Raw genomic sequence first — 12,159 nt, 5'->3', positions numbered from 1 at the left:
GGATGATCGAACGCAGGTCATTCACCATGGCCTCGAAACAGCCGGCCTGAATCCAGCGCTGCGTCTGCTGGTAGACCAGTTCCCAAGGTGGAAAGTCATTGGGCAACAAACGCCACGGTGCACCCGCGCGTACGATCCAGCGCAGCGCGTTGAACATCTCGCGCAGTTCGTAGCGGCGCTGCGGTGCGTCCTTGTTCATCAAGGTCAGGTACGGAGCGGCGAAGTACCACTCTTCATCCGATACATCCGTTGGGTATGGCCTGCGTTTTTTCATTCTGCCAGGATACCAGGTCTGACAAAAAGTGCCTAACACCCTCTAATAGACAACGCGGACATGGTGCGCCTTCGACTGAACGCGCTTGCACAATCGATCGATATCCGCCTTCAGCGTTCCGATCTTGCCCAACAGTTCCACTTCGCCCATATCGATCGCGTACGCCACCGTGATCGACTCCTTGTGAACATCCAGACCGACAAACACCGTGCTATCGTGGTTCACGCTGGCCTCCGCGCTGGAAATCGCCGGGGTGTGCCCTGTGCACATCGTGCGGCTCTGGCAGTGAGGCTAACCCGCGTCTGGTTCCTCACGGCGGGCCAGCCGCTGACTCACGGAAAGTCATACTGCCTAAAACGCGTGTTGGATGCCTTTACCGTCGTAGGAACACCACTCACGCGACAGGCCATGCGCCTGCTCTTGCTAACTTCGGTACGGACTGCAGAGCTGCGAGGCGCGACGTGGAAGGAAATAGACTTCAATACCGCGACATGGATCATTCCGATTGAGCGCATGAAAATGAGGCGTCCGCATATCGTGCCACTGAGTGCGCAGGCAGTTCAGGTTCTGGAGCAAATTCAAAAAATAACTGGTACTAAGGCCGCAGACGACCATCTGTTCCCGAATGTAAAAGACAAGTCTCGCCCGATGGCGGCGACCACAATTAATGCTGCGCTCATTCGCGCTGGATTCAACAACGAACGGCTATTCAGGGCGCATGGCGCACGTGGTACGTTTAGTACATGGGCGCACGAACAGGGATTTGCTCCACTGGCGGTTGAACGTCAGTTGGCCCACGTCGAGAAGAACCGGGCGAGCCGAGCATATAACAAAGCAGAGTTACTTCCTGAACGACGGAAAATGATGCAGGATTGGGGCGACTATCTCCAGAGCGTAAGCGGTTGATCGGTTTCCAGCAGTCGCTTGCGTCTCTGCAGCTCTTTAGAGCATGTTTCAAAAAGAGTCGTCCGAGCGCTGAAGCGTTCGCCAGCAGATCAGGCAACAGGCGAGTTTGAGGAGCCCTTCATGGATGTCGGCACGACGCTCAAATCGCGTGCGAAGACGGCGGAATCCGTGCAGCCACGCATTGGTGCGCTCGACGACCCAACGTACTTTGCCAAGTCCGCTGCCGTGAGGTTCGCCGCGCCGGGCAATCGATGTAGGAATCCCGGCAGCGTGCAACGGCCGGCGATACCTGTCGTGATCGTAAGCCCGATCCGCATAGATTCGGCCTGGCTTGCGCAGTGGCCGACCACGCATACCGCGAACCGGTGGGATGGCGTCGACCAGTGGAAGCAGTTGCGTGATGTCGTTGCGGTTCGCGCCCGTCAGGATGATCGCGAGCGGCGTGCCGTTGGCGTCGGTGGCGACGTGATGTTTGGAACCGGGTCGCGCACGATCGGTGGGGTTCGGTCCAGTTTTTCGCCCGTCCCAACCGCTCGAACAGAAGTGGAATCGATGACGACGCGAGAGAAGTCGATCCGATCGGCAGCGCGCAACTTCGCGAGCAGGATCTCGTGCAGTCGGTCCCAAACGCCAGCCTGTTGCCAGTCGCGCAGGCGACGCCAGCAACTGATGCCCGATCCGCAGCCCATCTCGGAGGGTAGTTCGCTCCAGCGAATGCCGCTCCTGAGCACGAACAGTATTCCGGTCAGCGCAGCCCGATCGGCTACAGGCTTGCGCCCCGGATACCGGAAGCGCCTCGGCCTTGCTGGCGGCAAGAGTGGTTCGATCAACGGCCACAATTCGTCGTCGATGATTGGCTTGGCCATCTCCTCGTTCCGCTTGTCACAACGGTCGAGGTTAACAGCTTTGCGTTTGAGTTAACAGGGGGTTAAAGCTCTTTTTGAAACACTCTCTTAGACGCATAGCGTTCCTCTCTTTGGCTTGCGCCTTAATTTGCTGGAAACGCCTAAAGACTCTGTTTAACTAATTTCGCAACAGCCTCTTAGGCTAGTCCACTGCAGCGATAGCCGGCTAAAACCTGTCGTCCACCGCGTGCGCCAAGGACATTTCGGCCATCTCCGTGGGATAATTCGTACACTCGGCCACCCGGTCGCGAAAAGTCGAGCGGAGACGGAGGGATGCCGAATCGCCCGGAAAGCCTTTACAGGCAAGGCTTTTATAAAACGCCCTTCCACTACCCATACTTCTACCCATACTCAAAAGACCCGTTTTTCCGATTTTTGGAGCGGTCCCATTCGTGATTTCACCGGGCCGAAACACGGTTTTCCGTCCCCGCCCCCGGCGATCAAGTCACAGACCAAAATCATCCCGAAAACGATCGATTTGATGCATCCGCTCGTGCAGGATGGTGACGATGCCTACGTTACCGTCGGAGAGAAGGCGCCAATAGACGAAATGGTGTTCGTAACGGAAAAAATAGCCCTGAATGCCGAATTCCGCCGGAACGGGACGTGAAGGCGTTCGGTGATCAGCTATGCCGTCAAAGGCATCGAACAAACCAGCAATGTAGCGATCGGCCTGCTGCCCGCCCCACCGATCCCGCGTATACCGATAGATTTCGTCGATTCTGAAAGACGCCGCTTCCTGTATGCGGACCTGTACCCTTGGCATTCCTGTCAGGTCCGATTGCGCGCGATCACATCGGCCGCCGTCAATGGCTTATACGACGATTCAGGAGCGGCGTAGGCATGGGCCAGTTCAGCCTTGAGCCGCTCGAATTCCTTCGCCTCCCTCTGTTCCTTATCGCGACGAATTAGATCCCGAACGTACTCGCTGACATTCTCGTAGTCGCCATGTTCACCGACGTTCGCGGAAACAAAGTCGCTGAGCGGGCCGCTAAGGCGAACCGTCATCGTGGTAGGGGTCGTCCGAGACACAGTGCACTCCTAGTACATTATCGTATTCAATATACTCAAAAACGAATACGAAGGCAACCATACGACCGTCCGCGGACGGCCCCCGTATCGGCGGAATAGATACGGTAGTCTGGCCTTACCCATTGCGTCGCGCGCAGCTTTTGCCATCCAGCGTGTCGACTGACATTAGATACGGATACAAAACGACATTAGATCGGTATTGTGTTGGCGCGTAACCTCGGAATTTCGCCGGCCATTGGAGCTCCCCTCTCTCTCTGCATTCGCCGGAAGCCGGCTGCTCGATCACCAATCGTCACGCCAACTGCTGATAGAATCAGTAGCACAGAGAATATCCGTCGGAGCGCGGCTGATCATGGAGTACCGAGTCAGTTTTGAGCACAGTCTGGCAAGCGCCCCCAATGACTTTATCGCGCGTATCACCTCGCATCGGGTCGACGACGTCCCCGCGAACATTCCACGCGCCCTGCTCGCCGAATTCATCGCAGACCTGATCCTGAAACGATCACCCCAGATCGGCAGGATCCGTGACCTGAGAATACTGTAGCGCTTCCCGGCCACACGGCCAACTGCTCCGCCGCCCGGTTAACGCCGCGCGGCTGTTTCCCTGCCATCGTCTGCGTTGACGTAGGTAACACGCTGCACCGGCTGCAACGGAAATTTCGGTCGTGCAATCCATGTTTCTTCCGCGGGTCGATTACGTCGGCCCCCGCAACCGTATCGACGATGCCCCTGATGAACGCCCTTGATACCTTCCCGGTGAAACATGCCAATGTCCTGCGTCCCCGCAGCCGGATTACTGTGCGGCGGTCGCCCGTTCACGGCAGAGGGGTGTTCGCGACGTGCGCGCTTGTGGCCGGCGAACTCATCTGTGAGTACCTGGGCGAACGGATCTCATGGGACGAGGCTCTGCTCCGTCACCCGCGCGATCCGGCACAGCCGGATCACACCTTCTACTTCGACGTCGGCAACGGTACCGTCATCGACGGGGCGATCGGCGGTAACAGTGCCAGATGGATCAACCATGCATGCCGTCCCAACTGTGAAGCCGCGGACCGCGACGGCCGGATCTTCATTCGCACCGTGAACCCGGTGCCCGCCGGCGAAGAACTGTGCATCGATTACGCGCTCTTCGTCGAAGGACGGCACACCCGTCTGCTTCGGAAGCGGTACGCCTGCCACTGCGGCGCGCCGGACTGCCGGGGAACCATGCTGGCCAGACGGGGAAAGCGGTCATGGAAAGAGCATATTTCAGCGCCTGCCCGTGAGCTGGTCGAGGACAGTGTGCATGCGGATGTGGCAACACGGGCCGCAATCCACATTCGAACGACCATCACGGACACGCTGATCGACGCATAGCGGGAAGCTCCCGATGCTGCTTCGTCATGGAGCAGCGGAATTCACAGGGCGTCGTGCCCGACGTGAACCTCCCGGGCAACGCCGGGGGAGAACACTGACACTTCCGGCATGAGCATGGTCGACACCGCCGATCCCGTCCGGCTGCCTGCGAGCGCGTTGGTCAGGAGAATCCATGTCGCACGCGGGCTGTGCTTCGCACAGCCCTCCCCAGAGTTCCCCCGTGCGGGCGATGCGCCTGCCTCCCGATCTGCTGAACCTCGAACGCCAAAGACGTCATCACGATCCGCCCGAACGCCGCAAGAATCTGCGTCAGCATGCGAACCCGGTCGGTCGCTTTAGGTCGCATTCGTGTGCACGCTTTAGCCACGCGTGAGCAATCGGCATGGGATCTCCCGCCTGCTCACTGTTCAGGCCACTACTTCGCAAACCTCCCAGCGCGTCTTGATGATTGCGCCCACCCGTACGGCCTGCGCGCCCACCGATCGCGCGCGAAATGTCACGGTGACGCCCTGCGCATGCGCGAACGGTCCAATCTCGACCACCATGAGTTCGTGGTCCCGGAACCTGATACGCGATCCGGCGAACGCGCTGGTCCGTGAACGGCTGGGCGCCGGGCCATGCGGTTTCGGTGTAGCACCCTGGGAATGCATACTCAAACCCGCGAGCAGTTCAACATCGGCTGGCAAAGGCATCGGTCGTAAGGGTCTGTTTTCCAGTCCGGCATTCTAGCAACGACGCGGGCGATGCCGGCTCTGTCGGCAGGTACAGGCGCGGGCATAGGCTATCTGTTCGTACATACCTTGAAGATCTCGTCGCAAAGGGGCGTGTCCAGCCGAATGTCGCCACCGCCTGTCATGGCGTTGTCCTCAACGACCAGTGTCAGTGGTTTGGTGCAGCAGGCTGTGTTATCGCAGTCCTGAAACCCTCACTGGGCGCCCCCGCGCCGCGCTGCGGGCGGGCTTTCGTGCTTCGCACCGGGCCGCCGGCGGCGTCCCGGCCCTCCCGGGCTTCAATCCCTGGCGCAAAACCTCAACCCCCGACACCCAAGACCTTTAACCCCCAGTCAGGTGAAGGCCGCAGGCGGCCTCCACATTCGCGCTCGCCGCGCGGCGGCTCATCCCGGTGAAACCCGACGCTTCGCATCCACCAGTCTCCTGGGTTCCCGCCCGACACCCGCGACCGTAGCCGATGGCGGGCAAACATCAAGGGGCGAGGGACCGTGTTGCCCGCACCCCTCCCTCGCCTTTTTTCCTTGACGTTTGCCCGCCACCGGCTCCTTGAGTCGCACGGGCGCGAACTCAGGAGACTGGCGGCGGTAAAGCCAACCCCGGGTTCCACCAGGACGAGCCCAACCCTTACAACGGGGCGGAATCTTGGAGCCCGGTCAGCGCAACACCGATCAACTTTTTTTGTTGTGGAGAGTGCCATGCAACTCGCTTCCTCTTTCCGTTACGGCTCGCCGATGCTCCGCTCCGACTCCCCCCTGTCGGACGACCAGATCCGCCGCGTCGCCCCGTCCATCTTCGCGGACGGCAAGCACGAAAGCCGCTCCGAGCGCTACACCTACATCCCCACCATCAACGTGCTGCCCGGCCTGCGCAACGAAGGCTTCCAGCCGTTCATGGTCTGCCAGACGCGCGTACGCCACGACGACCGCCGCGAATTCACCAGGCACATGATCCGCATGCGGCACGCCGACGAAATCACCGGCGAAGAAGCCAACGAAATCATCCTGCTCAACTCGCACGACGGTACGAGCAGCTACCAGATGCTGGCTGGTGCCTACCGGTTTGTCTGCCAGAACGGCATGGTGGCCGGGGACACCGTGCGCGACATCCGCGTCCCCCACAAGGGCAACATCGTGCAGAACGTCATCAACGGCGCGTTCGACGTGCTTCGACCTGATCCGCGAACAGAAAGACGGCATGAAGGCCCTCACGCTCGAGCACGACGAACAGCACGCGTTCGCGCGCTCCGCGCTTGCGCTGCGCTACGAGCCGACCGACGCAGAAACGCCCGCTCCCATCACCGAAAGCAGCCTGCTCGCCCCGCGCCGCTTCGAAGATCGCCGGGACGACCTCTGGACAGTGTTTCAAAGAGTCCAGGAAAACCTCACCAAAGGCGGGCTACATGGGCGTTCGCGCAGCGGACGCTCCATGTCCACCCGCCCCATCACCGGCATCGACCAGAACGTGAAACTGAACCGTGCGCTGTGGATGCTCGCCGAAGCGATGCGCCAGATGAAGGCGTAAGTACCGCAGGGGCGGCGTTTCCGTGCCGCCCCCAATTCGATCAGGACTCCTCTTCTGGTCAAGTCCTGATGCGTCCAGCAGCATCCGACCCGGAACCTTCTTTCCAACCTTCTGGAGTCAGTCATGCAAGCCCAAGTTGAAGCCGCCGTGGCAGAAGCCACTGAAACCGCATCGCCGCTCGAAACCAGTTTCGGCAACGAGCAGCCCGTCATCACCGTGCCGTATTCGAGCCTGCGGCCCTCGCCACTCAACGCCCGCACCAAACCCCTTTCGGGTATTCCGGGCCTCGCCGCCAACATCCGCGCCAAGGGCCTTTTGCAGAATCTCGTCGTTCACGAAATGAAGGGCGGACGCGGCAAGCAGCGCCGCTACGGTGTCTGCGCGGGCCAGCGCCGCGAGGCCGCGCTCGACCTGCTGTTCGAGCAGAAGCACATCGCTGCGAACTATCCGGTACCGGTGCGCATCGTCAGCGAAGGCGAAGCCCTCGCCATTTCGCTGATTGAGAACAGCGAACGTGAAGGGCTCGACCCGTTCGACGTGCTGCGCGCGTACCGGATGCTGGCCGAGGAAGGGCGCAGCGTCGATTACATCGCTGCGCTGTTCTCCGCGTCGCCGCTCACCGTCAGGCGCCGCATGAAGCTCGCCAACGTGTCACCAAAGCTGCTCGCGCTGCTGCGCGAGGATGCGATCACGCTCGACCAGCTTGCGGCCCTCGCGCTCGCGGACGATCACGAAACGCAGGAACACATCTGGTTCGATGCGAACGACTGGCAACGCCAGCCCAACTATCTGCGGCAGGCCATCACGCGCGCCGAGATCGACGCGAGCCGCAGCCGGCTCGTGCGCTTCGTCGGCGTTGCCGTCTACGAAGCAGCGGGCGGCTACGTTCGCCGCGATCTGTTCAGCGACGACGAAAACGCCGGGTACATTGCCGATGCCGAACTGTTGCAGAAGCTCGTCGCGCAGAAGCTCGACGCCGCCGCAGAGGAAGTGCGCGCAGAAGGATGGGGCTGGATTGAAACACGCGTCGAGCGCGACTTTCTCGAACTGAACCGCTATGGCAGGCTGCGTCCGGTCCAGCGTCCGTACACCGACGACGAACAGCGGCAGATGGACGCGCTCACCGCGCAGCAGGACGAACTCGCCGAAAAGCTGGAGGCGCTGTCGGAGGATGACGAAAACGCCTACGCGGAAGCGGACCGGCTGAACGACGAGATCGAGCGCGTCAATGCCGCCCTCATCGGGCTCGAAAGCGTCGCACTGGTATGGGACGAACAGCAGATGACCGAAGCCGGTGCGTTCGTCATCGTCGGGCCGCAGGGCGAACTCGTCATCGAGCGCGGCCTCGTGCGCCGCGAGAACGCCGACGCGCTCGAAGCCGCAGATGCGCATGTCACCGGCACGCCCGAAGCCGAAGCGCACGATGCGGTGTGCGCAACAACCCCGAAGGTCAAACCGGTCCACAGCGCAAAGCTCTGCCAGCGCCTCACCGCGCACCGCACCGCCGCCATGCGCGCGGAACTAAGCCGCACAGCCCGCCGTGGCGCTCGCCGCACTGCTGCATCACCTGGTCCCGAAGGCGCTGCCCGAGCACTTCGGGCACACGTCCGCGCGTGACTTCCTCGCCCTGACCGGTACGAACAATCACGACGGACTGCTGCGCGCCGCAGACGACCTGGACACCAGCCCCGCATGGAGCGCCATCGAAACCCAACGCGCGCGATGGATCGCGGAACTGCCCGCGAAACCGGCCGACCTGCTGCCCTGGCTCGTCCAGCAGGATCCCGGCACGACGCTGCTCGATCTGCTCGCGTTCTGCACCGGCACCCTGCTTGACGGGATCGCGGGCGAAGAAAGGCCGCATGCAATCAACGCGCTCGCAGGTGCGCTGAACCTCGACATGACCGGGTACTGGACGCCCACCCGCGCCACGTATTTCGACCATGTCAGCAAGGCGCGCATTGCCGAAGTCGTCGCTGCCGCCGTATCGCCGAAGGCCGCAGCCGACCTCGAGAAGATGAAGAAGGCTGACGCTGCAGCCGCCGCCGAACTGCGGCTCGCGAAAGTCGCCTGGGTGCCCGAAATCTTCACCGACCGGGAAATCCCTGCCGCACCCTCATGGGAGAGCCGCGACGACGCTGAGGATGAGGATGAGGCCGGGACCGACGGTGCGGACACCGGAGCCGATGCGGAAGAAACGCCGGAAGGCGAGGACGCCGACACGGAAACAGATGCCGGTCACGGCACGGAACACGTCAATGACACCGCGCCCGATGCGTGCGCCGCGCCCGCCTCCGCTAGCGAGCAGTCACCGAGGCCTTTCCCGACCGCTGACAGCATAGGCACCGTGAGTACCGGGCAATCCGGCCCGCTCGTGGCGTAACCCCGCCCCCGCCCTGGCAACGGGGCAGCGCAGGCGGAGCGGCACCCCATCACGCCCTGCCGCCTGCGCATCCCACCTGAACCGGAGAGTCCGTCATGTTCAACCATATCCGCATGGTCGTGCTCGCGACCAACGCCGCGGGTTCGCCCGATCTTTTCCTCACTTCCGTCGAAGCAACCAGCACGCAGTACCAACACGGGCGCCATTACGACATGGCATTGCTGCGCGCCCGCGATGAAGGCTACAGCACTCCGATGATTGCCTTCGACCAGCACGACGCGGCGGCTCGCATGCTCCGCCGCGCCGCAGCGTTCATCGACGGCGACGCCGCCGGGGCCTGATCCGCGCAGGCAGACAGGCCGCCGCCTGCCTGAACCGGGAGCCTGCCCGCGCGGTGCAGCCGGTCCGGACAAAAAACCCTTGAAGTTCCTCCGAAACAACGCGTGAATGATGTCGTCACAACCCAACCGGGAGATCGCCGTAAACGCTTCTGACCTTCCCCGCAAGGCAGCGGCTTGCCGAAATCGCCACAAGGATACTTTGCGTGGAAACCCTCGAAACCCGCCACTCCAACCGGCTCGATTTCTACGATACTGCAGTCTGGTCCATCAGGGCAGCGCTTGAAGCGGCTTACCAGGCCGGTGTCGCTAGCGCGAAATCCGGTGCAGCCTGAACACGACCCCAGCCGCTCGCCATTCGGGTGGTCTCCAATACGACAGGTGCCGAAACGCAGACCGTCCGGGCTTTTTCCGACAGTCGTCACGGTCGCCGCACGCTCGCCGCCTTACCGACGAAGTTCACAACAGCCTGACCTTTGGACTGACCCTGTCCGACGCCGTCGCCAGCGTCATGCAGAAGCAGCCGGCCAGGAAAATCGGCAGCAGGATGTGCCGCCAGTGGGGCTTCGCGCACGGCAAACCCTGACTGACGCGCTTCGTGATTCATTGCGGCTTGACGGAAGGTGATCCCGGCGCGACGTAGCCTGTCCGGGCAGACAGCAGGCCGTCTGCCCGCACCCAGTGGTCCCCTGCCCACCACCCTGCCACGCCGCCGGCGAGAGCCGCCAGCAGCATCACCACCAGTCCGCCAGCCACCAGCCCGTAGCACGCCCTCGCGAACCGCCGCACAGCGACCCGCTCGAATGACACAAGCGCCGCATCGAGCCGTTGCCGCTGTTCACGTGCCGCGACCGCCGTCGCCGCGACGAGCCGGTTTCCGGCAGCACGCCCAATCCGGTTCGCCGCCCGCTGGGTGAGCGTAGCGAGCGCCTCATCGTTCAGCGCAGCAAGCGCTGCCCGGTAGCGCACCTCGTGCTCGGCGGTCATCTTCTCCGCCAGTGTGATCGTTTCCTTGCAGCGTGCAAGCGCGTCGCGATGCTGCACCATCAGCGCCTGCGTCGCCGCCTGCGCTTCGGCGTGCGCCGCATCGACGCCGCCCGTGCCCGCCTGCCGGATGCGCTCCGGCATCGCCTCGTACAGACGCACGTAGTATTCGAGCGCCGCCAGCACTGACCACAGTGCATCGTTGTCACGCAGGTTCAGCGCCGCCGACACGCGGCGCATGCGCAGCAGGCTTGCGTCGTCCGGCAACTCGCCGCTCACTTCGAGAAACAGCCGCGCGAGCGGATCAGGCGGGCGGGCGCCCCGCGTACGCCGCTCACGCATCGCCTGTCACCTGCGCGAACATCGCGTCATAGCAAGCCCGCCAGCGCAGCAGTTCCGCGCGCTGCCCGATGGGCAGCGTCTCAACCGCCTTGCGTACCGACAGCCGCTGGCTGCGCAGGTCATCCGCAACGCGGTCGGCCAGTTCCGGAAAATCCAGCGAGCGGCCCTTCGCCTCGGTAGTCTTGCGCAGCTTCGAATCGTGATACAGCACGAAGCGTTCAGCCGTACCGTACAGGCCATTGCGCACGACATGCACGGTCGCATCGGGGAACGTATCGCTGAACTGCCGCAGCAGTTCAAGACTGTCGCGCTGCCGGTTGATGACCCAGAACACGACGAGCCGCCGTCCGAGTTCATCAAGCGTACTGCCCAGTGTCGCGCCGTATCGCGTGACGCCGTCCTGATTGCGTGCCGCCGTGCTGACCACCACGACCGCATCGCGATGCGCGTCGCAGTAGTTCACCATGTCGATCCAGCCGCCCGCCGTGTCCAGATCGAATGATGCGCAATCGATTTCATCGTGCACCGCGCGCATCACGTCCGGGTTCGATGTATCGTTTTCCACCAGAACCGTGTTCACGCCCCGGCGTTGCAAGTGATCCACGAGCGCAAGCGCAACCACGCTCTTGCCGACACCGCCCTTGCCTCCGCCGACGAGATAGATGGGATTGACTGTCATGTCGACTGTCGTGTTCATGGCGGCTCCCTACAGATCGTCGGTGTCGGGCCGGATTGCAAATCCGAGCGTGCCCTGCACCGGCGTGGGTTGTCTGGTTACGGTCTTTCCCCCGGCCTTGCGGACCCGATTCCTGGGCGGCGGCGCATCGCGCTGACGCACCGCTGCGACGCCTGCCTGCCCTGCCGCGCGCGCGCCCGGTGAAGGGCCTGCGCCATTCCCGGCACCGCTGCCCCTCCCGGCTGTGCGCAGCGCGTATCGGATCGTTCCCGCCGTGATGTCGATGCCGTGCGGTTTCGCCTGCTCCGCGATCTGCTCCAGTGTGTAGCCCTTCGCCTGCGCCGCGCGTACGCGTGCGCGCATGTCTTTCATCGCATCGCGCACCGTGACGCCATGTTCAGCCTCGGGCTTCTCAGGTAGCGCATCGAGCGCGCGGGCGAACGCCTCCCATTGCGATTTTGTATAGACCCTCGCGACAGGCATGAATCACCCTCCTGCGCACACCATTACGCATCACCGTTCGCACCACCTCCACACCATCCTGCGCACAGCGGGCACACGCGTCAACCACCCTTTTCCGCATGGCAAGCGCACATGGGAACACCTGGGAAGCGACGGGAACCCGTGAGAACAACGCACTTTTTCGCGTCTGTCGTACGCGTGCGACACATCCTTCGTTACGCATCCCGGCTTACTCCTGACACGCATGCT

The 12,159-nt window shown here is 62.6% G+C and carries 13 protein-coding genes and 3 pseudogenes; 7 read left to right on the top strand and 9 right to left on the bottom strand.

All coding sequences use genetic code 11. The features are described 5' to 3' along the window. Window positions 1-274: transposase (locus BUE39_RS27895; RefSeq protein ID WP_143169527.1), on the bottom strand; the 274-nt coding region annotated here is incomplete at its 3' end. A gap of 45 nt (window positions 275-319) precedes the next feature. Further along, window positions 320-499, bottom strand: a pseudogene (locus BUE39_RS27890) (IS110 family transposase); the annotation flags it as partial. Window positions 500-682: 183 nt separating this feature from the next. Between BUE39_RS27890 and BUE39_RS27885 the strand changes: the two are divergent. Next, a complete protein-coding gene (locus BUE39_RS27885; RefSeq protein WP_073431895.1) occupies window positions 683-1,180 on the top strand; it encodes a tyrosine-type recombinase/integrase in 498 nt (165 codons plus the stop codon). Between the two features lie 48 nt (window positions 1,181-1,228). Here BUE39_RS27885 and BUE39_RS27880 read toward each other — a convergent pair. The 3 genes from BUE39_RS27880 to BUE39_RS27865 all read right to left on the bottom strand — a co-directional run bounded on the left by BUE39_RS27880 (window position 1,229) and on the right by BUE39_RS27865 (window position 3,093). Next, window positions 1,229-2,046 (bottom strand): IS5 family transposase gene (locus BUE39_RS27880; protein ID WP_235004984.1). Its coding sequence is split into 2 segments (ribosomal slippage): window positions 1,229-1,704 and window positions 1,704-2,046, totalling 819 coding nucleotides; the frame shifts between segments, so codons are not numbered across the junction. A 484-nt stretch (window positions 2,047-2,530) separates the two neighbouring features. Continuing rightward, complete coding sequence (locus BUE39_RS27870; protein ID WP_006051390.1) at window positions 2,531-2,851, bottom strand: type II toxin-antitoxin system RelE/ParE family toxin; 321 nt, start codon at window positions 2,849-2,851, stop codon at window positions 2,531-2,533. 5 nt (window positions 2,852-2,856) lie between these two features. After that, complete coding sequence (locus BUE39_RS27865) at window positions 2,857-3,093, bottom strand: ribbon-helix-helix domain-containing protein (RefSeq protein WP_006051389.1); 237 nt, start codon at window positions 3,091-3,093, stop codon at window positions 2,857-2,859. A gap of 376 nt (window positions 3,094-3,469) precedes the next feature. Here BUE39_RS27865 and BUE39_RS27860 point away from each other — a divergent pair, with 376 nt between their 5' ends. Beyond that, on the top strand, window positions 3,470-3,661 hold the full coding sequence (locus BUE39_RS27860) for a hypothetical protein (protein ID WP_073431894.1): 192 nt from the start codon (window positions 3,470-3,472) through the stop codon (window positions 3,659-3,661). 188 nt (window positions 3,662-3,849) lie between these two features. Next, window positions 3,850-4,473 carry an SET domain-containing protein gene (locus tag BUE39_RS27855; RefSeq protein WP_084561507.1) on the top strand — a complete coding sequence of 208 codons (624 nt, stop codon included), beginning with the start codon at window positions 3,850-3,852 and terminating at the stop codon, window positions 4,471-4,473. Between the two features lie 407 nt (window positions 4,474-4,880). Here BUE39_RS27855 and BUE39_RS34980 read toward each other — a convergent pair whose 3' ends face one another. Further along, window positions 4,881-5,018 carry a hypothetical protein gene (locus BUE39_RS34980; protein WP_159442604.1) on the bottom strand — a complete coding sequence of 46 codons (138 nt, stop codon included), beginning with the start codon at window positions 5,016-5,018 and terminating at the stop codon, window positions 4,881-4,883. Between the two features lie 881 nt (window positions 5,019-5,899). On the opposite strand from BUE39_RS34980, the pseudogene BUE39_RS27850 reads away from it, so the two are divergent. The 4 genes and pseudogenes from BUE39_RS27850 to BUE39_RS27835 all read left to right on the top strand — a co-directional run bounded on the left by BUE39_RS27850 (window position 5,900) and on the right by BUE39_RS27835 (window position 9,781). Then, window positions 5,900-6,725: pseudogene (locus BUE39_RS27850) on the top strand (DUF932 domain-containing protein). 123 nt (window positions 6,726-6,848) lie between these two features. Further along, window positions 6,849-9,108 (top strand): annotated as a pseudogene (locus tag BUE39_RS27845) (ParB/RepB/Spo0J family partition protein). A gap of 95 nt (window positions 9,109-9,203) precedes the next feature. Further along, window positions 9,204-9,449: a hypothetical protein gene (locus BUE39_RS27840; protein ID WP_073431892.1), complete on the top strand. Its 246-nt coding sequence runs from the start codon at window positions 9,204-9,206 to the stop codon at window positions 9,447-9,449. Window positions 9,450-9,598: 149 nt separating this feature from the next. After that, window positions 9,599-9,781 carry a DUF6900 domain-containing protein gene (locus BUE39_RS27835; RefSeq protein WP_073431891.1) on the top strand — a complete coding sequence of 61 codons (183 nt, stop codon included), beginning with the start codon at window positions 9,599-9,601 and terminating at the stop codon, window positions 9,779-9,781. Between the two features lie 268 nt (window positions 9,782-10,049). Here the strand turns inward: BUE39_RS27835 and BUE39_RS27830 are convergent, their stop codons facing one another. From BUE39_RS27830 to BUE39_RS27820, 3 genes are read right to left on the bottom strand one after another with little or no spacing between them, the layout of a single operon-like run. After that, entirely contained in the window at window positions 10,050-10,772 is a 723-nt protein-coding gene (locus BUE39_RS27830) for a hypothetical protein (RefSeq protein WP_073431890.1), read from the bottom strand. Then, window positions 10,765-11,469, bottom strand: a complete 705-nt coding sequence (locus tag BUE39_RS27825; protein ID WP_073431889.1) for a nucleotide-binding protein — start codon at window positions 11,467-11,469, stop codon at window positions 10,765-10,767. The genes BUE39_RS27830 and BUE39_RS27825 overlap by 8 nt, the downstream gene beginning before the upstream one ends. A 9-nt stretch (window positions 11,470-11,478) precedes the next feature. Further along, window positions 11,479-11,931, bottom strand: a complete 453-nt coding sequence (locus tag BUE39_RS27820; RefSeq protein WP_073431888.1) for a hypothetical protein — start codon at window positions 11,929-11,931, stop codon at window positions 11,479-11,481. Between the last annotated feature and the right edge of the window lie 228 nt (window positions 11,932-12,159).

It is taken from the genome of Paraburkholderia terricola (genome assembly GCF_900142195.1).
Lineage (GTDB): Bacteria > Pseudomonadota > Gammaproteobacteria > Burkholderiales > Burkholderiaceae > Paraburkholderia > Paraburkholderia terricola.
The sequence above is the reverse complement of the archived record's forward strand: the minus strand, read 5'-3'. Positions and strand labels throughout refer to the sequence as shown.

Bases quoted from the DNA above. Each gene is read 5' to 3' on its own strand.
- BUE39_RS27870 (WP_006051390.1), bottom strand. From the start codon at position 2,851: ATGCCAAGGGTACAGGTCCGCATACAGGAAGCGGCGTCTTTCAGAATC.
- BUE39_RS27820 (WP_073431888.1), bottom strand. From the start codon at position 11,931: ATGCCTGTCGCGAGGGTCTATACAAAATCGCAATGGGAGGCGTTCGCC.
- BUE39_RS27825 (WP_073431889.1), bottom strand. From the start codon at position 11,469: ATGAACACGACAGTCGACATGACAGTCAATCCCATCTATCTCGTCGGC.
- BUE39_RS27865 (WP_006051389.1), bottom strand. From the start codon at position 3,093: ATGACGGTTCGCCTTAGCGGCCCGCTCAGCGACTTTGTTTCCGCGAAC.
- BUE39_RS27860 (WP_073431894.1), top strand. From the start codon at position 3,470: ATGGAGTACCGAGTCAGTTTTGAGCACAGTCTGGCAAGCGCCCCCAAT.
- BUE39_RS27840 (WP_073431892.1), top strand. From the start codon at position 9,204: ATGTTCAACCATATCCGCATGGTCGTGCTCGCGACCAACGCCGCGGGT.
- BUE39_RS27855 (WP_084561507.1), top strand. From the start codon at position 3,850: ATGAACGCCCTTGATACCTTCCCGGTGAAACATGCCAATGTCCTGCGT.
- BUE39_RS27885 (WP_073431895.1), top strand. From the start codon at position 683: ATGCGCCTGCTCTTGCTAACTTCGGTACGGACTGCAGAGCTGCGAGGC.
- BUE39_RS27830 (WP_073431890.1), bottom strand. From the start codon at position 10,772: ATGCGTGAGCGGCGTACGCGGGGCGCCCGCCCGCCTGATCCGCTCGCG.
- BUE39_RS34980 (WP_159442604.1), bottom strand. From the start codon at position 5,018: ATGGTGGTCGAGATTGGACCGTTCGCGCATGCGCAGGGCGTCACCGTG.